17 protein-coding genes are annotated in these 24776 nt (G+C 53.6%); 12 read left to right on the top strand and 5 right to left on the bottom strand.

Going from position 1 to position 24776, the window contains the following annotated elements:
• Positions 1-52: 52 nt before the first annotated feature.
• The gene (gene prpR, locus ACO0K9_RS21210) at positions 53-1642 is read right to left on the bottom strand and encodes a propionate catabolism operon regulatory protein PrpR (protein WP_422988130.1); all 1590 of its coding nucleotides are present in this window, start codon (positions 1640-1642) and stop codon (positions 53-55) included.
• Between the two features lie 318 nt (positions 1643-1960).
• Between prpR and prpB the strand changes: the two genes are divergently transcribed.
• From prpB to ACO0K9_RS21180, 6 genes are all read left to right on the top strand, one after another.
• Positions 1961-2851, top strand: a complete 891-nt coding sequence (prpB, locus tag ACO0K9_RS21205) for a methylisocitrate lyase (RefSeq protein ID WP_422988128.1) — start codon at positions 1961-1963, stop codon at positions 2849-2851.
• An 84-nt stretch (positions 2852-2935) separates the two neighbouring features.
• On the top strand, positions 2936-4084 hold the full coding sequence (gene prpC / locus ACO0K9_RS21200) for a bifunctional 2-methylcitrate synthase/citrate synthase (protein WP_422988126.1): 1149 nt from the start codon (positions 2936-2938) through the stop codon (positions 4082-4084).
• Between the two features lie 39 nt (positions 4085-4123).
• Positions 4124-4609 carry a GNAT family N-acetyltransferase gene (locus tag ACO0K9_RS21195; RefSeq protein ID WP_422988124.1) on the top strand — a complete coding sequence of 162 codons (486 nt, stop codon included), beginning with the start codon at positions 4124-4126 and terminating at the stop codon, positions 4607-4609.
• A 65-nt stretch (positions 4610-4674) separates the two neighbouring features.
• Positions 4675-7269, top strand: a complete 2595-nt coding sequence (gene acnD / locus ACO0K9_RS21190) for a Fe/S-dependent 2-methylisocitrate dehydratase AcnD (RefSeq protein WP_422988122.1) — start codon at positions 4675-4677, stop codon at positions 7267-7269.
• An 81-nt stretch (positions 7270-7350) separates the two neighbouring features.
• A complete protein-coding gene (gene prpF, locus ACO0K9_RS21185; RefSeq protein WP_422988120.1) occupies positions 7351-8544 on the top strand; it encodes a 2-methylaconitate cis-trans isomerase PrpF in 1194 nt (397 codons plus the stop codon).
• A 145-nt stretch (positions 8545-8689) separates the two neighbouring features.
• On the top strand, positions 8690-10579 hold the full coding sequence (locus tag ACO0K9_RS21180) for a propionate--CoA ligase (protein WP_422988118.1): 1890 nt from the start codon (positions 8690-8692) through the stop codon (positions 10577-10579).
• Between the two features lie 85 nt (positions 10580-10664).
• On the opposite strand, the gene ACO0K9_RS21175 is transcribed toward ACO0K9_RS21180, so the two are convergent.
• On the bottom strand, positions 10665-11549 hold the full coding sequence (locus tag ACO0K9_RS21175; protein ID WP_422988116.1) for an HDOD domain-containing protein: 885 nt from the start codon (positions 11547-11549) through the stop codon (positions 10665-10667).
• 304 nt (positions 11550-11853) lie between these two features.
• Complete coding sequence (locus ACO0K9_RS21170) at positions 11854-13740, bottom strand: DUF885 domain-containing protein (protein WP_422988114.1); 1887 nt, start codon at positions 13738-13740, stop codon at positions 11854-11856.
• A gap of 474 nt (positions 13741-14214) precedes the next feature.
• On the opposite strand from ACO0K9_RS21170, the gene ACO0K9_RS21165 reads away from it, so the two are divergent.
• Positions 14215-15300: a hypothetical protein gene (locus tag ACO0K9_RS21165; RefSeq protein WP_422988113.1), complete on the top strand. Its 1086-nt coding sequence runs from the start codon at positions 14215-14217 to the stop codon at positions 15298-15300.
• A gap of 96 nt (positions 15301-15396) precedes the next feature.
• Here the strand turns inward: ACO0K9_RS21165 and ACO0K9_RS21160 are convergent, their stop codons facing one another.
• Entirely contained in the window at positions 15397-17124 is a 1728-nt protein-coding gene (locus ACO0K9_RS21160; RefSeq protein WP_422988111.1) for a methyl-accepting chemotaxis protein, read from the bottom strand.
• A 402-nt stretch (positions 17125-17526) separates the two neighbouring features.
• On the opposite strand from ACO0K9_RS21160, the gene ACO0K9_RS21155 reads away from it, so the two are divergent.
• Positions 17527-18513 (top strand): fumarylacetoacetate hydrolase family protein, encoded by a 987-nt coding sequence (locus ACO0K9_RS21155; protein WP_422988109.1) that lies wholly within the window; start codon positions 17527-17529, stop codon positions 18511-18513.
• Positions 18514-18596: 83 nt separating this feature from the next.
• Complete coding sequence (locus ACO0K9_RS21150; RefSeq protein WP_422988107.1) at positions 18597-19763, top strand: ABC transporter substrate-binding protein; 1167 nt, start codon at positions 18597-18599, stop codon at positions 19761-19763.
• 44 nt (positions 19764-19807) lie between these two features.
• On the opposite strand, the gene ACO0K9_RS21145 is transcribed toward ACO0K9_RS21150, so the two are convergent.
• On the bottom strand, positions 19808-22021 hold the full coding sequence (locus ACO0K9_RS21145) for a patatin-like phospholipase family protein (protein WP_422988105.1): 2214 nt from the start codon (positions 22019-22021) through the stop codon (positions 19808-19810).
• 171 nt (positions 22022-22192) lie between these two features.
• On the opposite strand from ACO0K9_RS21145, the gene ACO0K9_RS21140 reads away from it, so the two are divergent.
• The 3 genes from ACO0K9_RS21140 to ACO0K9_RS21130 are packed head-to-tail and all read left to right on the top strand — an operon-like array spanning position 22193 to position 24580.
• On the top strand, positions 22193-23134 hold the full coding sequence (locus tag ACO0K9_RS21140) for a CysB family HTH-type transcriptional regulator (RefSeq protein WP_422988103.1): 942 nt from the start codon (positions 22193-22195) through the stop codon (positions 23132-23134).
• On the top strand, positions 23131-23934 hold the full coding sequence (locus tag ACO0K9_RS21135; protein ID WP_422988101.1) for an HAD family hydrolase: 804 nt from the start codon (positions 23131-23133) through the stop codon (positions 23932-23934). The genes ACO0K9_RS21140 and ACO0K9_RS21135 overlap by 4 nt, the downstream gene beginning before the upstream one ends.
• The gene (locus ACO0K9_RS21130) at positions 23927-24580 is read left to right on the top strand and encodes a class I SAM-dependent methyltransferase (protein ID WP_422988099.1); all 654 of its coding nucleotides are present in this window, start codon (positions 23927-23929) and stop codon (positions 24578-24580) included. Before ACO0K9_RS21135 ends, ACO0K9_RS21130 begins: the two co-directional genes overlap by 8 nt.
• Positions 24581-24776 lie beyond the last annotated feature (196 nt).

Below are 24776 nucleotides of genomic sequence, written 5' to 3'. Positions count from 1 at the left end.
ATGTTCCCCTGGCGCTATTTGCACAGCTTATTTGGTGTCATTGCTGCCATTCTCAATTTTTCAGCCGTCGCCACAAGGTGGTCCTGCTGATACCCAGGTAATCTGCCACTGCTTCCCGGTTGTTGTCGAATTTTTGCATGATCTGTTCCAGCGATTCTTCGTTGGCTGGTGTTGCCGTCTGTTCCATCTGGACTGCGGTTATCACCAGCTCAGGCAAGGTTTTTGCGACAAAGCCCGGCGTCAGTGCCTGCAAAGGTTCTGCTGCCAAAAACAAGGCCAGGCGCTCCATCAGATTACGTAGTTCTCTTACATTACCTGGCCAGGCATAATGTTGGAGCAAAGAACCACAAGAGCTGATTTCTGCATGCAGATTGGCATGCGGGCGTGTGCCCATACCAGCCAGGGCATGCTTCAGGAACCATTCTGCAAGAGGAAGCAGGTCGTCCGTTCTTTCCCGCAGGGTGGGTAAATGTAGTCGCAATACCGCTAGACGAAAATACAGATCAGCGCGAAACTTTCCTTCCCTGATGCGGTCTTCCAGATTGCAATGGGTGGCGCTGATGATGCGTACATCGACCGGGATAGGGCGCATGCTGCCAACGCGTATCACTTCACGTTCTTCCAGCACCCGCAATAGCCGGGTTTGCAAACCCAGCGGCATTTCACCAATTTCATCCAGAAACACGGTGCCGCGATGGGCGGTTTCAAACAGGCCGGCATGACCACCCCGTTTTGATCCGGTAAATGCACCTTCTTCATAGCCGAATAATTCGGATTCCAGCAGGCTTTCGGCGATCGCACCGCAATTGACGGCAACAAAGGGCTGGCGCGCCCTGGTACTTTCACGGTGCAGGGCCTGGGCCGCCAGTTCCTTGCCGGTGCCGGTTTCACCTTGCAGCAACACGGTAGCGGGGGAACGGGCAAACAGGGCGATCGATTTGCGAGTCGCCTGCATGATGGCCGAATCACCCCGCAAATCATTCAGGTTGTGGCGGGCGCGCAGCGCATCTGCCGCTGGATGCTGGCGGCCACGGGCAGATTCCAGCCGCGTCAGGCGGGCGATTTCCAGTGCATCGTCAAATGCCTGCCGTATCGACCCCGCCGAATACATGAAGATGCCCGTCAGGCCGGCTTCCTCTGCCAGGTCTGTGATCAGGCCGGCACCGACAATGGCCTTGATGCCACTGGCTTTCAGTTCACTGATCTGGGCGCGCGCATCTTCTTCGGTGACGTAGGTACGTTGTTCCAGCGGGAAGCCGAAGGTGGTTTTAAAATCCGCCAGTTCCGGCATGGTTTCCTGGTAATTGATCAGGCCGATGGCGGGTGACACCTTGCGCGCCCTGGCCAGGGCCTGCATGACATCAAAGCCGCTGGCCTTGGCGATGACGACCGGTACCGGCAGGCGGTTTTTCAGGTAGGCACCGTTTGAGCCAGCGGCAATGACGGCATCGCATCTTTCTGTTTGCAGGCGTTCTTTCAGGTATTGCGCCGCTTCTTCAAAACCCATGTGTATGGGTTCGATATCGGCGCGGCCATCATATTCAACCATGATGTCGCGAAACATGTCGAACAGGCGGGAAATGGATACGGTCCAGATCACGGGTTTATCGCTGTTGTCACGCGGCGGTGTGGGGTGTTTCATTATGTTTGTATCTGGTCAGATGTTTGGTGCCTAGCCATGGATGGTCCCGGGGCTTGTTTCATTGGGTGTTTCAAGGAGTGTTTCAATTGATGTTTCAATTCGCGTTTCAATATTGTTTCAAATTTGTATTTGAAACGTCATTATGCGCCGTATTGTCTATTAATCTCAAGTCCTGTTTCACAGATTTTTCCTGGTAAGTAGTTGATTTGCATATATTTTCGCAGGTGTTTCAGCTTCTTTGCGCTGTCTGTGGCCAGAGGTGGCATGCCGATTGCAATACGCTTGCCAGAATCTGTTCATTAACCTGAAAGCATACACATGAGTACATACTCCGCAGGTGCCGCCTTCCGCAAGGCGATGCAGGAAGAATCCCCTCTGCAAGTGGTCGGGGCTATCAATGCCAATCATGCCTTGCTGGCAAAACGTGCCGGTTTCAAGGCGATTTATTTGTCTGGTGGAGGCGTTGCTGCCGGGTCCCTGGGGTTGCCTGATCTGGGTATTTCCAATCTCGACGATGTATTGACTGACGTACGCCGCATCACCGATGTCTGCGACCTGCCTTTGCTGGTGGATGTGGATACAGGCTTTGGCGCTTCTGCCTTCAACGTGGCACGCACCGTCAAATCCATGATCAAGTTCGGCGCTGCGGCCATGCATATTGAAGACCAGGTGGGGGCCAAGCGCTGCGGCCATCGCCCGGGCAAAGAGATCGTCAGCAAGCAGGAAATGGTAGACAGGGTCAAGGCAGCAGTGGATGCCCGTACCGATGACAACTTCGTCATCATGGCCCGTACCGATGCGCTGGCCGTTGAAGGTCTGGACGCTGCCATCGAGCGTGCCCTGGCATGCGTGGAAGCGGGGGCAGACATGATTTTCCCGGAAGCGATCACCGAATTGTCCATGTACAAGCAGTTTGCCAGTGCCGTCAAAGTACCTATCCTGGCGAATATCACTGAATTTGGTGCCACCCCATTGTTTTCTGTTGAAGAACTGGCTGCCGTGGATGTGGGCCTGGTCCTGTACCCCTTGTCGGCTTTCCGTGCCATGAACAAGGCAGCAGAAAACGTGTATGGCGCGATACGCCGTGACGGTACGCAAAAGAATGTCGTCGACACCATGCAGACCCGCATGGAATTGTATGAGCGCATCAACTACCACGATTTCGAACAAAAGCTGGATGCTCTTTTCGCACAGCAAAAGGCCAAATAATACGTATATAGTCCGTGCCCTTATTGTGCTGCATCAAGTCAGCAAATGGGAATGGCACTTCTAATGAACAATGGAGAAAAAATCATGACTGAAGCAGTTCCTTTCAAACCCAAGAAATCGGTTGCCCTGTCTGGGGTGACGGCTGGTAACACGGCCCTGTGTACCGTGGGCAAAACCGGCAATGACCTGCATTATCGCGGTTACGATATTCTGGATGTGGCTGACGCCTGCGAGTTTGAAGAAATTGCCCATTTGCTGGTGCATGGCAAATTGCCGACCGCGGCTGAATTGCGTGCCTACAAAGCCAAGCTGAAAGCGCTGCGCGGTTTGCCAGCAAATCTGAAAGCGGCACTGGAATGGTTGCCGGCTTCATCGCACCCCATGGATGTGATGCGTACCGGCGTATCCGTACTTGGTTGCGTGTTGCCAGAAAAAGATGACCACAACACCCCGGGTGCGCGCGATATTGCCGACCGCCTGATGGCTTCGCTGGGGTCCATGCTGCTGTACTGGTACCACTATAGCCACAATGGCAAGCGCATAGAGACAGAAACCGATGATGATTCCATAGGCGGCCATTTCCTGCATTTGCTGCATGGTGAAAAACCAGGTGAGTTGTGGGAAAAAGCCATGCATACTTCCCTGATTCTGTATGCGGAGCATGAATTCAATGCATCCACCTTTGCGGGCCGGGTAGTGGCTGGCACAGGCTCGGACATGTATTCTGCCATTACTGGCGCGATAGGTGCCTTGCGTGGCCCGAAACACGGCGGTGCCAATGAAGTTGCGTTTGAAATCCAGAAACGTTACGACAATCCCGACGAAGCAGAAGCCGATATCAAGAAACGTGTGGAAAACAAGGAAGTGGTGATCGGCTTCGGTCACCCTGTGTACACGATTTCTGATCCGCGCAACAAGGTCATCAAGGAAGTGGCACGCAATCTGTCCAAGGATGTCGGTGCGATGAAAATGTTTGATATCGCCGAACGTCTGGAAACAGTGATGTGGGATATCAAAAAAATGTTCCCCAATCTTGACTGGTTCTCTGCCGTGTCCTATCACATGATGGGGGTGCCGACTGCCATGTTTACACCGCTGTTCGTGATTGCCCGTACCTCGGGCTGGGCGGCACACATCATTGAACAACGTATCGATAACAAGATCATTCGTCCTAGTGCCAATTATGTTGGCCCTGAAGATCTGAAGTTTGTTCCTCTGAATAAACGCAAATAAGAAACATACATAAGAAACACAAATAGGCAGGGTTGCACTATGAAAGTCCAGGCTGACGTATCGAAACTGATATCAACACTAATTGCCAGGCGCGCAGTGAAGCAGGATTTGCCGCGCCTGCTGGAATTGATCGCCGATGATGATCTGGGCAAGAATCGTGAAGGCGTGGGATCGGATGATCCATGCTATAGCGATGCCTTTGACCGCATAGACAAAGATGATAACCAGTTTTTGATGGTCGGTGTCATGGATGGCAAGATCATCGCCATGCTGCAACTGACTTTCATCCCCGGCCTGAGCAGGAAAGGGGCTACCCGAGCCATGATAGAAAGCGTGCGGGTGGATGGCTATCTTCGCGGGCAGGGTATAGGTCACTGGATCATAGAACAAGCGATACAAGTCGCGCGTGAGCGTGCTTGCAAGCTGGTGCAACTGACCAGTGATAAAAAACGCATACAGGCCCACCGGTTTTATGGAAGCATGGGTTTTACAGCTTCACATGAAGGCTTCAAATTGCAGCTCTGAACTTGCCGTGATAGCCGACTGGATCAGTCCGAACACCGAATATTAATATTGAAAAATAGCGAGCCATGAATACTCAATTCCGCAAGCCACTACCCGGTACTACTCTGGATTACTTCGATACGCGTGCAGCCGTCGATGCAATCGTTGCAGGTGCCTATGACAAGCTGCCTTATACCTCGCGCGTACTGGCAGAAAATCTGGTGCGTCGCTGCGACCCGGCAACGCTGACTGATTCCCTCAGACAGTTCATAGAACGCAAGCGTGACCTGGATTTTCCCTGGTTCCCGGCCCGGGTGGTATGTCATGACATCCTGGGACAGACTGCACTGGTGGACCTGGCGGGTTTGCGCGATGCGATTGCGCTGCAAGGTGGTGACCCGGCGCTGGTCAACCCGGTAGTACCTACGCAACTGGTGGTTGATCATTCACTGGCAGTCGAGTGCGGTGGTTTTGATCCGGATGCTTTCGATAAAAATCGTGCGATTGAAGACAGACGCAATGAAGACAGGTTTGACTTCATCAACTGGACCAAGAAGGCATTCAAGAATGTCGATGTGATCCCGCCCGGCAATGGTATTTTGCACCAGATTAATCTGGAACGCATGTCGCCCGTTGTACAGGTCACAGACGGTGTTGCTTACCCTGATACCCTGGTCGGCACAGACAGCCATACCCCCATGGTGGATGCGCTGGGTGTGATCGCGATTGGTGTCGGTGGGCTGGAAGCCGAAAGCGTCATGCTGGGCCGTGCATCCTGGATGCGTTTGCCAGACATCATCGGCGTTGAACTGAGCGGCAAGCCACAGGAAGGTATTACGGCGACCGACACGGTACTGGCATTGACAGAATTCTTGCGCAATCAAAAAGTCGTCTCGTCTTATCTGGAATTTTATGGCGAAGGCGCATCCCACCTGACCCTGGGTGACCGCGCAACGATAGCAAATATGGCACCTGAATTCGGTTCTACTGCCGCCATGTTTTACATCGATGAACAAACCATCAAATACCTGAAACTCACAGGCCGTGACGATGCATTGGTCCAACTGGTAGAAACCTATGCCAAAGAAACCGGCTTGTGGGCTGATACGCTGAAGAATGCGGAATATGAACGTGTACTGAAATTTGATTTGTCTTCCGTTGTGCGTAATATTGCTGGCCCATCGAATCCGCACAAGCGCGTGCCAACCTCGGAACTGGCAGCGCGCGGTATCAGCGGCACGATTGAAAACGAACCAGGATTCATGCCGGATGGTGCCGTCATCATCGCCGCCATCACCAGTTGCACCAACACCAATAATCCACGCAATATGGTGGCCGCCGGTTTGCTGGCCCGGAATGCGAACAGGCTGGGCCTGACCCGCAAGCCCTGGGTCAAGAGTTCACTCGCCCCTGGCTCCAAGGCCGTGACCCTGTATCTGGAAGAAGCCAAATTATTGCCTGAGCTTGAACAGCTTGGCTTTGGCGTAGTCGCCTATGCCTGTACCTCCTGCAATGGCATGTCGGGTGCGCTTGACCCCGTCATCCAGAAAGAAATCATAGAGCGTGATCTGTATGCAACGGCAGTGCTGTCGGGTAACCGCAATTTTGATGGCCGTATCCATCCTTATGCACAACAAGCCTTCCTCGCTTCGCCGCCGCTGGTGGTGGCGTATGCCATCGCTGGCACTATCCGTTTTGATATCGAGAAAGATGTGCTGGGTCTGGATGCAGCGGGCAAGCCAGTGACACTGAAAGACATCTGGCCGGCGGACGCAGAAATTGATGCCGTGGTGGCAGCCAGTGTCAAGCCTGAACAATTCCGCAAAGTTTACATCCCCATGTTTGCCAAACAGGCAGATGATGGAGAAAAAGTCAGCCCCCTGTATGACTGGCGTCCACAAACCACCTACATCCGCCGCCCACCATATTGGGAAGGCGCACTGGCAGGTGCGCGCAGCATGAAGGGCATGCGTGCGCTGGCAGTATTGGGCGACAACATCACGACGGACCATCTGTCACCGTCGAATGCCATCATGCTCGATAGTGCCGCCGGTGAATACCTGGCCAAGATGGGTTTGCCGGAAGAAGATTTCAATTCTTACGCCACCCACCGTGGTGATCACCTGACAGCGCAACGTGCGACCTTCGCCAACCCCACACTGAAAAATGAAATGGTCGTGGTGGATGGCAAGGTCAAAGCAGGCTCACTGACCCGCATCGAACCCGAAGGCAAAATCACCCGCATGTGGGAAGCCATAGAAACCTATATGGAACGCAAGCAGCCGCTGATCGTGATTGCCGGTGCTGATTATGGCCAGGGTTCGTCGCGTGACTGGGCCGCCAAGGGCGTACGTCTGGCCGGTGTGGAAGTGATTGTTGCTGAAGGTTTTGAGCGCATACACAGGACCAACCTGGTCGGCATGGGTGTCTTGCCGCTGGAATTCCAGCCCGGTATCAACCGCCTGACGCTGAACATCGATGGAACAGAAACCTTTGATGTCATCGGCGAGCGCACGCCACGTACCACGCTGACCCTGATCATCAACCGCAAAAATGGCGAATCTGTGGCCGTGCCTGTGATCTGCCGCCTGGACACGGCAGAAGAGGTGTCGATTTACGAAGCTGGTGGTGTCTTGCAGCGTTTTGCGCAAGATTTTCTGGAGTCCGCCAAGGCGGCATAAGTTCTGCTGACACGAATGCTTGCAAGCGCTCCTTTTGACGGGAGAGCGCGGTACCTGAATCAAATTTTAAAGAGTAAATACATGGCCCATCTTCCACAGATCAAAATCCCGGCGACGTATATGCGCGGCGGTACCAGCAAGGGCGTGTTTTTTCGCCTGCAGGATTTGCCTGTGTCAGCACAGCAGCCCGGTGCAGCACGGGATGCCTTGCTGCTGCGCGTGATCGGTAGCCCCGACCCGTATGGCAAACAGATTGACGGTATGGGTGGTGCCACATCCAGCACCAGCAAGACTGTCATCCTGTCCAAAAGCAGCAAGCCTGATCATGATGTTGATTACCTGTTTGGTCAGGTATCGATAGACAAGGCGTTCGTCGACTGGAGCGGTAATTGCGGCAACCTGTCCGCAGCAGTGGGTGCCTTCGCCATCAGCGCCGGGCTGGTCGGGGCAGACCGTATCCCGCAAAACGGCATGGCCACCATCCGTGTATGGCAAGCGAATATCGGCAAGACCATCATCGCCCATGTGCCTATGACAGAGGGGGCAGTGCAGGAAACCGGTGATTTTGAACTGGATGGCGTGACCTTTCCGGCGGCAGAAGTGCAACTGGAATTCATGGACCCGGCGGCGGATGAAGATGGCGCAGGTGGTTCCATGTTCCCGACCGGTAATCTGGTCGATGATCTGGACGTGCCGGGAATGGGCACACTGAAGGCAACCATGATCAATGCCGGTATCCCTACCATTTTCGTGAATGCAGACGCGATTGGCTATACCGGCACCGAATTGCAGGACGACATCAATAGCGATGCCAGGGCCCTGGCCATGTTTGAAACCATACGTGCCCATGGCGCATTGCGCATGGGCCTGATCAAGGATATCAGCGAAGCAGCGCAACGCCAGCACACGCCCAAGGTGGCGTTTGTTGCCAAGCCTGTCGATTATGTGTCATCCAGCGGCAAGCAGGTAAACACCACGGATGTGGATTTGCTGGTGCGCGCACTGTCCATGGGTAAGCTGCATCATGCCATGATGGGTACGGCCGCCGTGGCGATAGGCACAGCCGCCGCCATCCCGGGCACACTGGTGAACCTGGCTGCGGGTGGCGGTGTGCGTACTGCAGTGCGTTTTGGACATCCGTCCGGTACTTTGCGGGTAGGGGCAGAGGCCACGCAGGTCAATGGCGAATGGAGCGTCACCAAGGCCATCATGAGCCGCAGCGCACGTGTGCTCATGGAAGGTTGGGTACGCGTACCAGCAACTGAGACTAGCTGAAAAATTTCGAATTTGATTTGAAGTAGCTTTATGCACGTCAAAGTGCAGGCATGGCCTCGCGCCGCCGTTGTTGTTCAAGAATAAAAATAAATGCTCGGCGCTGCGGTGGCAGGTAAAAACATTTTGTGATACCGAAGGAGACAGCATGACTTACGCAGCGTTTTATCAGGAATCGATACAGGACCCGCAAGGGTTTTGGGCGAAAGAAGCGCAATTAATAGACTGGCACAAGCCTTACGAGCAGGTGCTGGATCACGGCAAGCCACCATTCGCAAAATGGTATGTCGGAGGTGAAACCAATCTCTGCTACAACGCGGTGGACCGCTGGTTAGGCACCCAGGCAGAGCAGCCTGCGCTGATTGCGATTTCTACCGAAACCAATAGCGAAAAAACCTATAGCTTTGCAGAACTGCACGCTGAGGTGCAACGCATGGCTGCCATCATGCTGGGGCTGGGTGTGACGCAGGGTGACAGGGTATTGATCTACATGCCCATGATCGCCGAAGCCGCCTTTGCCATGCTGGCTTGTGCCCGTATCGGTGCCGTGCATTCCGTGGTGTTTGGTGGCTTTGCTTCAAAAAGCCTGGGTACCCGGATTGATGACGCCAAGCCTGTGCTGGTGGTGTCGGCAGATGCCGGTATGCGTGGCGGCAAGGCCGTGCCTTACAAGCCCTTACTGGATGAAGCGATCACCTTGGCCGAACACAAACCTGCACATGTCCTGCTGGTGAACCGTGGCCTGGATGCGATGCAACTGGTGCCAGGGCGTGATGTTGATTATGCGACTGCCAGGACGCAACATTTGGCAACGCAAGTGTCTGTCACCTGGCTGGATTCAAATGCCATGTCTTATATCTTGTACACGTCCGGTACGACAGGCAAGCCCAAGGGTGTGCAGCGCGATGTCGGCGGTTATGCGGTGGCACTGGCTTCGTCGATGAAACATATTTTCTGCGGCAAGCCGGGGGAAACCTATTTTGCCACTTCAGACATAGGCTGGGTGGTAGGGCATTCCTACATCGTCTATGGCCCACTGATCGCCGGCATGGCCACCATCATGTATGAGGGCACACCGATACGCCCGGATGCGGGCATCTGGTGGAGCATCGTTGAAAAATACAAGGTCACGCGCATGTTTTCGGCACCGACTGCCGTGCGGGTATTGAAGAAGCATCCGCCTGAGCTGATGCGCAAATACGATTTGTCGTCATTGAAAGCTTTGTATCTGGCTGGCGAACCCCTGGATGAAACCACATCCAGCTGGATCGCCAGTGAGCTGGGCGTACCCATTATCGACAATTACTGGCAGACCGAAACCGGCTGGCCCATCTTGTCGGTCGCCCGTGGCGTAGAACAAACTGCCACCCGCCTGGGTAGCCCCGGCATTGCCATGTATGGTTATGACGTGCGCATCATCAATGAAAACACGGGTGCGGAATGTGGTGTCAATGAAAAAGGTGTGGTCGCCATCAAGGGGCCTTTGCCGCCCGGGTGCATGCAGACCGTGTATGGGGATGACCAGCGCTTCGTGCAAACTTACTGGACCAACTTTTCGCACGAGCAGTTGTATTCGACATTTGACTGGGGCATCCGGGATGCCGATGGCTATTATTTTATCCTGGGGCGTACCGACGATGTCATCAACGTCGCCGGACACCGCCTGGGTACGCGCGAGATAGAAGAAAGCATTTCCAGCCATCCGCAAATTTCAGAGGTGGCAGTAGTGGGTGTGGAAGACAAACTCAAAGGTCAGGTGGCGGTCGCTTTTGCCATACTCAAACATCCTGAACTGGCCGCAACGCCAGAACAAAAGCGCGCTCTGGAAGGAGAAGTGATGGCTGTGGTAGACAAGCAACTGGGTGGCGTTGCGCGACCAGCGCGTGTGCATTTTGTCAGCATGCTGCCGAAGACCCGTTCCGGCAAATTATTGCGTCGCTCGATACAGGCGATCTGTGAAGGGCGTGATGCCGGGGATTTGACGACGATAGAAGATCCATCGTCCTTGCAGCAAATTATGGCTGCGCTGAAAGCCTGATGTGGGCTTGACGTGGGTCTGATGTGCTAACAAATAAAAAAGGGAAGGAGCAATGGCTGCCTTCCCTTTTTTTGTGAGGACTGGTTCAGACCAGCAAGGCGGCGGCCAGGGTTCTGACTTCTTCTTCCGATTCCTCAAGTATGCTGTTGAGCGTGCCGTCACCGACGACGAAATCAATTTCGGATGAACATTGCTCGGATTCTTCGGCGTAAGAATGAATGTCCATCGGTGAATGCGTGGTGGCCAGTTCGTTTGCCAGCAACAGGGTGTCACCCAGGGTTTCTGGCGGCATGGCACGCAAGCCAAACCACAGGGCTTGCACGGCTTCTACCACTGCCTGCGGCAGTTTCAGGCTTTGTATCACGGCAGAGCCGATTTGGGTTTCAGACGATTCACGGTCAATGATGGTATCCGAGAAGGATGGCAAATCATCGGCGCTGGAATCGGGGGCAGGCTGATCGCGTTCTATCAGCGATGGATATTCATCCACCCTTGACAGCAGGTAAAAATTACCCACTTCATGCACAATGCCGGCAAACATGGCGGTGTCAGGATCGAGCTTGGTAATGCGACGGGCAATCACCTGGGACAGGGCGGCGACCTGGGCAGTGTGTTCCCACAGTTTGCTGGTCATTGCCTGCAATTGTTTGTTCTTGCTGGTGCCTGCCAGTTGTCGTACCACCAATGAGGCCACCACCGCCCGCAAGGTACGAAACCCCAGCCGGTTGATGGCCGCCTTGACATTGGTGACATCGTTGCCGCGGCTATAGGCGGCAGAATTGGCAATGGCCACCATCCTGGCGGCTAGAAAGGGTTCGTTCAGTACCAGTTTGGTGGCCGTATCAATACTGCAATCCGGGTCATCCAGTGTTTGTTGAAGCTTGAGAGAAGCCGCCACATTCGTCGGGAACACCAGTTCTCCGCGTTGCGCTTGTTCGGCTATGCTGTTGAGTGCATCGATTTTATTCATCACAGATGTCTTTTGCACAAATTAAACAAACATGAGAGTGGGCATACCTGCTGCCCATCCAGACAGGGAGATACGGCGTTGCAGCCGCTTTTGAGTTTGTCCCCACGTATCATAACAAGAATGAATTGATCAGGACTTACACAAAATTGTCCCATCCAGGAGCAGCGACGAAGACAGTACGAACGTACTGTTAGCCTCTGTAACGCAGATGGGGCGGTTTTTGTAAGTCCTGTTTATTTCATTTCATTCTGCTTCAGATAGTGTTGCAGGTCAATCAAGCGATGCAAAATAAGTCAAATCTGCATCAATTTGTCTTTTGGCTGGCTATCCATTTGTCCACCTTGGCTTCCAGTAAGGCTAGCGGCAGCGTGCCATCGCTGAGAACGACGTCATGGAACTGTCGCAAATCGAAGCGTGAACCGAGGGCGGCGCTGGCTCTTTGGCGCAGTTCCACGATTTTCAGTGAACCTATCTTGTAACTCAGCGCCTGACCTGGCCAGGCCATATAACGTTCGGTCGCCTGACGTGAGGCGGCTTCGCTATAACCCAGGGTAGCCTGTTGGTATTCAATGGCTTGTTCACGCGTCCAGCCCTTGGAATGCAGGCCGGTATCCACCACCAGACGGGTGGCGCGCAAGAGTTCGTCTGTCAGGTGACCCAGGTAGGCATTCGGGTCATTTTCAAACAAGCCCATCTCCTTACCCAGGGTTTCGGCATACAGGGCCCAGCCTTCGGTGTAGGCATTATTGCCGCCAAACTTGCGGAATTTGGGGATGTCCAGTTCTTGTGATCTTGCTAAGTGAAAGTGGTGACCAGGCTGGCCTTCATGCAGGTACAGGGTGGTCATGCCGGTCGTACTGTAATCGGCCGGATTATTGATGACCGCCCAGAAAACACCCGGACGGGAACCATCAAATGCCGGTTGGGTGTAATGGTCGGATGCAGTCTGGCGGCTGATTTCAGGTTCGGCGCGAATATCCAGTGGTGCCTTGGGCATCTTGTCAAACAGGGCGGGCAATTTGGCCTTGACCATCTTTTCTATCTGGCGATAACCATCCAGCACCTCTGCCTCGGTCTTGTAGGGGCGATATTGGCGTTGGGTGTCGATCCAGGCGGGCAAGCCAACCGGGTCGCCCTGGTAGCCGAGCTTTGGTCCCAGGGCAACAAATTCGCTTTGTATGCGCGCCACTTCTTTCAGGCCCAGGGCGTGGATTTGTTCCGGCGTCATGTCGGTCGTGGTCTGGTCCTTGACCCAGGCACGGTACCAGACATCGCCATTGGGCAGGGCGCTCCAGCCACTGCTGGCACGGCTGCCCGCCAGGTAATCAGTGGATAGGAATTGATTGAACTGGCGCAATGCCGGCAATATCTTGCTGCTGAGTGCGACGCGGTATTGCCTGGTCAGGCTTTGTTTGTCTGCCGCTGAAAAATCGGCAGGGAAATTCTTGATGGGGGCGTAATAGGCATGATCGTCGACTTTGTCTATCGCCAATTGTGCAAATTGCGGCAGGGTAGAGACCACCAGCGCCTTGGGTAATACGATGCCGCGTTGCATGCCTTCACGCATATTGCTGGTGGCCTGTGTCAGCCATAGTGGCAATTGCTGCAGGCGGTGCAGGAAGATCCGGTATTGCGTGACGGTTTTCAGGGGCTGGGCACTTTGGCCAGAGGCAAATTGCGCCAGTGTGACGGGCAGACTGTCCATTTGATTCAGTGGCAATAACTGATTATCAAACTTGCTGATATTGAGATTGGCATGGATTTCAAAATCCAGGCAGTCATAGGTGACCGCATCGGTTGCGGTCAGCGCTTGGCGATTGATTCTGGCCAACTGGCTGGCAATATCTTGCCACATGGCGACCTGTTTGGCCTTGACGGCAGGCGCGATGGTCATAGGCAGCTTGTCGTCAAAGCGGGTGTCACCATTGTAGGACGCCCCTATGGGCTCAAAGGCCGCCTGCTTGTTGTAATACTGTTCAGCCAGTGCATTAAGTTGCCTGCTGGCTTCTGCACTGACCTTTGCATCGACCTTTGCACTGACTTTTGCAGCCGTTACAGTTAGTTCTGAGCTGGCTTGTGGCCCGGGCATCGTGGCTGCGCTTGCCAGCAGGTTGACGGAACTCAGCAAGCTGGCAGAAAGCAGGACGCGGTGGATGCGGCGCATGCTGATTGTGGAGCGCAATGTGCTCATGTGAACTTTCCGTAAAAAAATAATTAAAAAATAATTTGCAAGCTTAGCAGAACTCATTTCAACAATGTTATTGCAGGCCCCCAACCATGTCATTCATCCCACTAAATATTGAAATGAATACCGCACATATTTCATTGCCGCTGATGCATGGCGCGTTGATAGACTGTGCAATCTGCAAGAGGTTCCATCAGGCTGGGGAACAAAGCCAGCTTTTCTTTGCATTCTCCTATAAAGCTTTTTGAACTTTGACCGTTAGATGATGTGATCACGCACATTTCGTCTGGATGCTCATCTGTTCAAAATTGGCGTGCTGACAGAACTGGCATCAGGCATGCACGTCATGCGTGGTCGCGTCCCTGCATGGAATAAGGGCTGCGATGGCAGGCTGTTGCGTATTCAAAAGAAACGCGACAGAAATAGTTTGCTGCTGCGAGTTCGCTCTAGTAGTTTTTTAGTGCAAGGCGGGAGCGCATCGTGAAAATTGTTTCCTCTGACATATCCCTGTCATCCAATCATGCTGCCAGCAGTACGCTGGAAACCCAGGAAAAACTGCGCGCCTGGATAGGTAACACGCGCCCCGATTTTGAAGGGCGCAATACGGCCTTGCCGGCAAATTTGCAGAATGCCTCCAGCAACGTGCAAATTTCTGATGCCGCACGTGCTGTACAGGCTGCGCCACCAGGTTCGACGGCCCAGGCCGATGCAGTGCAACAGGCCACGGATGAGGCCGACAATGATCCGCGCATACGCCTGATCAGATACATCATCGAACTGATGACCGGCAAAAAAATCAATACCTTAAGCAGCGCTGATGTGCAGCCCAGTACCACAGCAAGCACGGCTCCACCTGCAACTGCTGCGGCAGCGGCGCAGCCGCCAGCACCCAGCAAGGCAGGCTGGGGTGTTGAAGTGGATACGCACGAATCCTATACCGAAACTGAGCAGACTTCCTTCCAGGCCAGCGGTAAAATCATCACTGCCGATAACAAGGAAATCAGTTTCGATCTGTCCTTTGACCTCAGTCGTAATTATCACGAAGAGAGTGATACCCATGTCCGCCTTGGCGATGCCAAAAAAGTGGACCCTCTGGTCATCAATTTCGCCGGTAATTCTGCCCAACTGACATCACAGAAATTTGCCTTTGATCTCAACGGTGACGGCACCAAAGAAAATATCTCGTTTGTCCAGGGTGCAGGTTTCCTGGCGCTGGACAAAAACAATGACGGCAAGATCAATAATGGCACCGAATTATTTGGTCCCGGTACCGGCAACGGTTTTTCTGAACTGGCCGCCTACGACAGCGATGGCAATCACTGGATAGATGAAAATGATGCGGTCTACCAGAAGCTGAAAGTGTGGACCAAGGATGGTGCCGGCCATGACCAGTTGCAGACACTGAAACAGGCAAATGTCGGTGCCCTGTATCTGGGCAATGCCAGTACCCAGTTTTCCCTGAACAATGCGCAAAATCAGTCGGATGGGCAAATCCGTTCTTCCGGTGTGTGGCTGAGTGAAGATGGCAAGGCGCATAGCCTGCAACAGGTGGATTTGTCGGTATGAAGGGTAGAAGGGTATGAAGGATTTGAAGGGTTTGAATCTTCAATTAAAAACAGCTCCGGACAGGGAGCTGTTTTTACATGTGTGTTGCTGGTTTTTTTAAAATTCTTCCCAGTCTGTATGTGCACCCGTGGTCGGTTTTTCTACGGCGGATTGCTTCATTGCCGGCTTGACTGAAGTGGCAGATTTGTCGGGTGTCTTGCCTAACTTCAATGGCGCATGGGCTGGTTTGCTGGCAGTACGTGGCTTGCTGACGGCAGCCGGTGCCGTGGTTTTTTGGGCGATATCCAGTTTGAATACACTGACTGCCTGCGCCAGTGCGCCGGCCTGTTCCTGCATGCTTTCGGCTGCGGCAGATGCCTGTTCGACCAGTGCGGCATTTTGCGTCGTCATTTCATCCATGCGGGAAATGGCCAGATTGACCTGTTCTATGCCTGCACTTTGTTCCTGGCTGGCAGCAGTGATTTCACTCATGATATCGGCCACATGCTTGACCGAGGTCACGATTTCATCCATGGTCATACCGGCTTCGTCGACCAGCTTGTTACCCAGGTTGACCTTTTCTACCGAATCGTCGATCAGGGTCTTGATCTCTTTGGCGGCACTGGCGCTACGCTGTGCCAGGTTCCTGACTTCGGCGGCCACCACGGCAAAACCGCGTCCCTGCTCACCAGCACGCGCCGCTTCGACAGCAGCATTCAGGGCCAGGATATTGGTCTGGAAGGCAATGCCGTCAATCACGCCGATAATATCGACGATCTTGCCCGAGCTATCCTTGATCGAGCCCATGGTGTTGACCACCTGGCCAACGATATGTCCACCCTTGGTGGCGACTTCGGACGCCGATATCGCCAGTTGATTGGCCTGGCGGGCGTTGTCGGCATTTTGCTTGACGGTCGATGTCAGCTCTTCCATCGAAGACGCTGTTTCTTCCAGTGAGTTGGCCTGTGATTCGGTGCGGCCCGACAGGTCGGCATTGCCGGAGGCAATTTCGCTGGAGGCGGAGGAAATCATCTCGGTACTGTTATGGACCTGGCTGATGGTCATCACCAAGCTATTGTTCATGTCCGCCAGGGCGCTCAGCAATTGCCCGGTTTCATCGCGGGAACGGACTTCTATCTTCCCGGTCAGGTCGCCGTTGGCCACGCGGGTGGCGACTTTGACGGCAGCATCCAGCGGGCGGGTGATCGAGCGTGCAATCCAGGTGGCAACGGCGGCACTCAGGATGAGGGCGATAATCCCCAGGACTACCATCAGGTTGCGCGAGAACATGATGATATTCTTGATTTCTTCGCCATTCGCTGCCATGTCAGATTTTTGGAGCTCGGCCAGGGTATTGATGTCGGTCAGTGATTGTTTCAGGGCAGGGAAGGTGGTCTTGCCCATCATCGTCACCGCTTCATCTTTTTGATCCAGTTCTATCAAATCCCCGGTTTTGCTGAAGGCTGTGACGAACACCGCATTGGAGGCGATCAGTTTGTCAACGGCATCTTTCTCTTTCGGTGATTGTGCCAGCTTCTTGAGGGTGTCCAGCAAAGCAGTGATTTTCTTTTTGTTGGCATCGATGGCGCCATATTGCACAGTGCGTGCGTTTTGATCCGGTGTGATGAACAATTCCAGGGTCCGGCTGCTGTTTTCCTGGATGATGGCAGAAATTTCCAGCGCACTGGTGACGCCGACGGCATCGTTTTCCAGTATTTGCTTGTTACGCGTAGCAATTTCATTGAGCCGGACGACGCTGATACTGACCATCAGCAGCATGGTCAGCAAGGTCAGGCCAAAACCAAAACTGAGACGTACCCTGATTTTGAGATTGCTGAAATTCATGATAAGGATTCCTATATAAAACAGTGGGTTAGGAAGTTAGTGGACTGTAACAATTGAAAACAGAGTGCCTTCCGCTTGCGCGACGACCATGGCTGCGTTGCAAATGCTCGCAATAGTTCACTATCGCTCCGCTTTGCGTCTTACCCTGATCGCCGGGCATGCGTCTTTCGCTTCTGTTTCAACTGTTACAGTCCACCAGGGATCAATTTTCGCCGGTTGCACCCAGTGATTTGTCCGGTTTTGCCGAATTAAATTGCAAAGAAGTTAGCGTATTGAGCATACCAAAATTGGCCTGTAGCGCTAGCTAAATTTGTGATTAGTCGTCTGGCATGTGGGTTTCCTGACAGTTTCCGCTTTTTGATCATGTAAAATCGGGGATATGACGATAAAAACAGAGGATTTATGAAGCTTGCAACACTTAAGGATGGTTCCCGCGATGGTCAGTTGCTGGTGGTATCCCGCGATTTGAAGACGGCCTGCATCGCCGATGGCATGGCACCGACCTTGCAGCGTGCGCTGGATGACTGGAATTTCATGGCACCCCAGCTCGATGAATTGTATGCGCGCCTGAACAGCGGGCGGGCCACTAACAGTTTTGATTTTGATGCCAGCAAGTGCATGGCACCGTTGCCGCGTGCCTTCCAGTGGGCAGATGGTTCTTCCTACGTCAATCATGTCGAGCTGGTACGCAAGGCCAGGAATGCCGACATGCCCGACAGTTTCTGGCATGACCCGCTGATGTATCAGGGCGGCAGCGATGATTTTATCGGGCCGCAGGATGATATCGTGATGGCGTCGGAAGAATGGGGCGTCGATTTCGAAAGCGAAATTGCGGTCATCACCGGTGATGTACCCATGGGCGTCAAGGTGCAAAATACCGCCGAACATATACGCCTGCTGATGCTGGTGAATGATGTGTCGCTGCGCAACCTGATACCGGCAGAACTGGCCAAGGGCTTTGGCTTTTTCCAGTCCAAGCCAGCCTCCAGTTTTTCCCCGGTGGCAGTGACGCCGGATGAACTGGGTGACGCCTGGAAAGACGGCAAGGTGCATCTGCCTTTACGTTCCAGTCTCAATAATATGCTGGTCGGGCAACCTAACGCAGGCGTGGATATGGTGTTTTCTTTCCCGCAACTGATCACCCATTTATGCAAGACCAGGAATGCCCGTGCCGGTACCATCATCGGTTCGGGTACGGTATCCAACAAGGATGCCGCCAAGGGGTATAGCTGCATTGCGGAAAAACGGGCACTGGAAATGATTGCCATGGGTGAGCCGGTCACGCCTTACATGAAGTTTGGTGACAGCATCAAGATCGAGATGCTGGACAAGAATGGCAAATCGATTTTCGGTGCGATAGAACAAAGCGTGGTCGAGCAACACGGCTGACCTGCTGTCAGTTGGGTGAATGATCGGTGAATGATGGGTAAATTCGAGATATCACCAGTACCTCTTTTTTAGTGGAGTCGTGTATGTTGCCTGTTTTTTCCTGCACCTTGCGTGCTGCCGTGTTGGCTGCCATGAGTCTGGCTTGCGTGTCTGCGACGGCCCAGATCAAGGTGGGGGTCAACCTGTCTACCACAGGGCCTGCGGCTGCCATCGGTTCTTCGTCCAAAAACGCTATCCTGCTGTGGCCAAAAGAAATCGGCGGCAAAAAGGTCGACTACATTCTGCTGGACGATGCCACTGACCCTGGTAATGCAGTGAAAAATATCAGGAAGCTGATTGCCGAAGAAAAAGTTGATATCATCATCGGCCCCAATACCACGCCGAATGCGCTGGCCTTGCTGGACGTGGTGGCAGAAAACGAAACGCCGCTGGTCACCCTGGCCGCTTCTGCCAGCATAGTCGAACCCATGGATGCCAGGCGTGCCTGGGTATTCAAGATGCCGCAAAACGATACACATATGACGACCATCCTGACCCAGCATATGGCGGATCATGGTATCAAGACCGTCGCCTTTATCGGTTTTGCCGATGCTTATGGCGAAGGATGGTGGCGCGAGTTTTCCAAACTGGCTGAGCTGCGCCATATCAGGATCGTGGCGAGTGAACGCTTTGCCAGGACCGATACCAGTGTCACCGGCCAGGTATTGAAGATCATGTCTGCCAGGCCGGATGCGGTGTTGATCGCTGGCTCTGGCACACCAGCCGTATTACCGCAAAGGACACTGATAGAGCGCGGTTATAAATCACAGATTTATCAGACCCACGGCATCGCCAGTCTGGAATTTTTGAAGCTGGGTGGCAAGGATGTCGAAGGCACGCTGTTTCCTACCGGCCCGGCCGTGGTGGCCCGTCAACTGCCAGAAAAAAATCCGGTCCGGAAAGTCGCTGTCGATTTCGCCCAGAAATATGAAACTGCGTATGGGCCGGGTAGCGTGACCCAGTTTGCCGGCGACGCCTGGGGTGCCTATATGCTGATGGCAAATGCTATCCCGGTGGCGCTGAAGACTGCACAGCCTGGCACCAGGGCATTCAGGCTGGCTTTGCGCAATGCGCTGGAAAACACCAGGGAGCTGGTAGTGCCCCAGGGTGTCATCACCATGAGCCCGACCGACCATGTGGGGCTGGACCAGCGCTCGCGCGTGATGGGCAAAATCCAGGCCGGCAAGTTTGTGTATGCGTATGGCGGTTAAACCGCCTGCAGCTAGCGTCTATTGCATGCCTATATTGCATGCCTCTATTGCCTTCCCAACTGGAAGAACACATTCCTGGTGCCAGCCGGCGCCACCGCAAAGCCCAGATAAATCGGGCCGATGAAGCTGTTGAAACCGGCAAACAGGCTGGCACTCTTGCGCAGTGAGGCTGTGGAAATTTCACTACGCTTGTTCCAGACATTGCCGGCTTCCAGCGAAGTACCAAGGAACAGGCTTTGTCCTGCCAGATCAAATTTCACCGCACGCAGCAAATACGTCAGGCTGCCGTACAGCATGTAGTTGCCGGTGAACTGATCTGGCTGATAGGCCGACAATTGCTGGAAGCCGCCCAGTGTCGAACCGATGCCGCGTATTTCGGTATCGGTCTGGAATAGCCCCGCGCCATTCAGTTTCAGGTTGATGCTGTGATTGTTCCAGCTATTCGCCCAGGTCGTATTGATGCTCAGTTCCTGGTAGTTGTTGTGGGATCGGTCCGTCCCCAAAAAGACGTTGCTGTCGAACTTGTATCCATATCGTGGAAAGCTGGCATCGCTGAGCTGGTCGATGACCAGTGCCGCCTTCACCCCCAGTTGATGCAGGTCGGCACTGGGCAGAGGGTCGGTACCCAGGCTGCCATCCGGGTTCAAGTACAGGAAACTGCCTATTTTCGGGCGCACACGATAGCTGTTGAAGTTCAAGCCCAGCTTGGCTTCACCCAGTATGCCCTGTTCACCCAGCCGCATGCCCAGATCCAGTCCTATCTTGTCGCTACGGAAGTTGTACTCGGCGACGCGGGTATTGCCGCTATATAAATTCCTGGTGTTCTGGCCGATTTCTGCAAATGGCGATACATACATGCCCTCGCGTTCAAACAGCGGCTGGCGCAGTTCGGTATGCAGTTTGAGGCTGTTGCCAAATTCCAGATCGTTACGCCATTCGAGCCCGCCCTCAGTCAGCCAGGGGCGACGATGGCCAACCTGTAACTTGAAGCCGCCGGTACCTTCAAAACCGCTGGACAGGGCCAGGCCAAAACGCAAGAAATGTGGGCCCCAGTTGCGCCCGTTGGCATTCACACGTATGCCATATTCACCATCACGCTCTATCAATTCATGATTGATGCTGTCAAAGTCGCGTGCACTGTTGAGTATTGACAGCTTGCGGTTGACATCCTCGGCCTTGTATTCCGTACCCAGGCGTATGTTCAACTGGCGTCGTATATCGCTTTCAGGCACGGCACCATTGGTGACAACATCGACAAACTGGATATCGATTTTTGGTAATTGCGGGTTCAGGCGGATCTGGTGGCGGATGGCATACACTTGTGGTGACAGGCTATAGGCTTGCAGTCTTGACGCCAGTTCATGGGTAGCTTTTTCACCGATTACCACGGCTTCTCTGGAACGGCCAAAATCCATGAAGCTGATATTGCCCAGATTGGGTTCTATCAAAATATCATTCGCGTTCAGCAGGGCTTTTTGGGCTTCCACATTCTGTTCGGTCAGGATGTTGACCATTTGCTGGCTGACATTGAACAGGGTCAGCAATTGATCACGGGGCAGTAACGGCGTGCCGATGTTGACGGCAATCACGATGTCGGCCCCCATCTTGCGGGCAATATCCACCGGCAGGTTCCTGACCAGGCCGCCGTCTGATAATAAGCGGCCATCAATTTCTATGGGGGCGAAAACCCCGGGTGCTGCCATGCTGGCGCGTATCGCCTTGTGCAGCGGCCCTTTGCTGAAAACCACCATTTTGCCGGTTTCCATATCCGTGGCGACCGTACGGAAAGGGATGGGCAGACGGTCAAATTCTATATCCGGCTGCAGATGGGCAGTCCAGTTCTGTAATAATTCCTGGAACTGGGATGCCTGCACCACACCGGCTGGCAGGCGCACGCCATTGGCGCTCAGACCCAGGGTTGCGCCCAGTGGGTATTGTTCATCTTCCTCACGCACGGATTGCGGCAGGTAGCGTCTTTCCACGCGGTCCAGGGCAATGTCATTGAGTTTCAATGCATCCAGGCGGCTTTCGATTTCAGTGGCTGACAGGCCGGCAGCATACAGGCCACCGACTACCGCACCCATACTGGTGCCGGCGATACAGTCGATGGGAATATGCAATTCTTCCAATACCTTCAGCACGCCGACATGGGCAAAGCCGCGGGCACCGCCACCTGACAGGGCCAGGCATATCCGGGGATTTCTTACTTGTGGTGCTTGTACGGTCAGGCTTTCTGCATGGACAGAATTTGATGTCAAGAAGCAACTTGTGAAGCTCAAAATTAGCAGGAAAAGTGGTTTATACATGTCAGACGGGTTGGAAACATGGAATTCTGGGCTCAGGGTCTATATACTAACGGATGCATATTAAATCGTGTTAACCTATGTTTAATTGCATAAGAGATTTTTATCGCCCTTACCAAAAGACCTATGAACCTACATCAATTGCGTTTTGTACGTGAAGCCGTGAGACAGAATTTTAATCTGACCGAGGCAGCCAAGGCCTTGTTTACCTCGCAACCAGGTGTTTCCAAGGCAATCATTGAGCTGGAAGAAGAATTGGGGGTCGATATCTTTACCCGTCACGGCAAGCGCATACGCGGCTTGACGGAGCCAGGCAGGGCAGTGCTGAAGTCGGTAGAACTGGTGATGCAGGAAATTGATGGCCTGAAACGCATAGGCAAGGAATTTGCCGCGCAAGACAGTGGCAGCTTTACCATCGCCACCACCCATACCCAGGCCCGGTATGCCTTGCCCAAGGTGGTACAGGCGTTCATGCAGAAATATCCTAAGGTACGTTTGTCGCTGTTGCAGGGTAATCCCAAGCAGATTGCCGAAATGGTCATGCGTGACCAGGCCGACCTGGCCATCGCCACCGAAGCCATTGCCGGTTTTGACGGCCTGATTTCCCTGCCTTGCTATCAGTGGGAACACGTGGTGGTCGTGCCGGTCGAGCATCCCTTGCTGAAACTGAAAAATGTCACGCTGGAAGAAATTGCCAATTATTCGCTGATCACCTATGATTCCGCCTTTGCCGGGCGGACCAAGATAGACCATGCCTTCCATATCCGTAACCTGAAGCCCGATATTTTGCTGGAAGCGATTGATGCCGACGTCATCAAGACCTATGTCGAGCTGGGTATGGGTGTGGGGATAATTGCTGGCATGGCATTTGATACAGAACGTGACCGCAATTTGCGCGCCATTCCTGTCGGTCACCTGTTTGGCATGAATATTTCACGTGTCGCCATCAAGCAGGGTGCTTATTTACGTAGCTATATCTACACCTTTATTGAATTACTGAACCCTACCCTGAACCGTAAAATGATAGACAATGTCATGCAGGGTAACAAGGATACCTACGATTTATGAACATGCAGGCCCTGCATACCTGGCCCGCGGCAGAGCGCAGCCAGGTGCGAGGCATCCTGACCGATATCGATGACACGCTGAGCACACATGGCAAGCTGACCGTCGCCAGCCTGGATGCGCTGGACCGGGCCAGGGCAGCAGGCTTAAGGCGCATTGCAGTCACCGGCAGGCCGACTTACTGGACGCTGCCATTATTGAAGTTATGTGATTTTGATGCCGTCATTGCCGAAAATGGTGCCAGCGCCTTCTGGCTTGATGATCAGGGCCGGCAGCAGGCACTGTATTATGCCGACGCTGCAACACGTCAGCAGCATCGCCAGCAACTGGAGGCCTTTGCCGTCATCATGCGCCGTCATTTTCCCGCTATCTTGCCAGCGGCAGATGCGCCGCAACGCATCGGTGACCTGGCTTTTGATATCGCCGAAAACATCCCGGCCATACCCGTGACGCAATTGAATGAAGTCGTGGCCCTGATACGTGAACATGGCCTGTATGCCACTACCAGCAGCATCCATGCGCATGCCTCTGTGCTGCCGTTTTCCAAGCAGAGCATGAGCCAGCGGCTATTACATGAAGTGTATGGCGTGGACGATGCAGAGGCCCGTTGTACCCATGTGTTTATTGGCGATTCTGCCAATGATGCCAGCATGTTTGCCCATTACCCCTTTTCGGTCGGGGTAGCGAATGTGCGACAATTTCTGGACCGGTTTGAAGCTCACCCGCGCTATGTCTGCAATGCAGAGTATGGTGCCGGTTTTGTCGAGCTGATTGATTTTCTGTTGAAAGATAAAAATGAGTGAAAATACCATGCGCGATTATTATGCGCAAAGAGCGCAGACGCTGGAAAAGGTTTACCAAAGACCTGAACGCCAGCAAGACTTGCGCGAAATCGAAACCCGTGTGCAGGACGTGCTGCAAAACCAGCGTGTGCTGGAACTGGCTTGTGGAACAGGGTACTGGACTGAACGTTATGCCGCCCAGGCAAGCTCCGTCGCAGCAAGCGATTACAACCAAAGCATGCTCGATCTGGCGCAAGCCAAATCGTATCCTGATGGCAAGCTGACATTTGCGCTGGCCGATCTGTATGAATTGCCCGCCGCCACAGCAGACCAGTATTCAGCCTGCTTCGCCGGATTTTTCTGGTCCCATGTCAAACGGGAAGCGCAGACCGGCTTGCTGGCCCACTTGAGCAAGGTGGCAGGCAAGGGCACAACATTAGTGCTGATAGACAATAATTATGTTGAAGGAAGTAGTACCGTCATCGCCCGTACCGACCTGGAAGGCAACACCTTCCAGTTGCGCAAACAGGAAGATGGTAGCCGTGTGGAAATTCTCAAAAATTTCCCTACAGACAGTGCCCTGCGTAAGAAATTTGGCCCTGCCGTGCGTGATATCCGTATCTTCAGGAATACCTACTACTGGATGCTGACCTGTATACTGAAATGACTTCTACAGGGCTTACGCAAAATTGTCCCAGCAAGGCTAACGCTTTTAGGAAACCTCCCTTTCAGGGGAGGTTCGTTACGTCGGCAGACAATGTATTGTCTGAAACCCCGACTACACCGCCAGCGACGAAGACAGTACGAACAGTACAAGGTCTTAGTAAATGCAGGAGCTGCAACGCAGCTGGGGCGGTTTTGCG

The organism is Undibacterium sp. Ji50W (assembly GCF_049340445.1).
GTDB lineage: Bacteria > Pseudomonadota > Gammaproteobacteria > Burkholderiales > Burkholderiaceae_D > Undibacterium.
The sequence above is the reverse complement of the archived record's forward strand: the minus strand, read 5'-3'. Positions and strand labels throughout refer to the sequence as shown.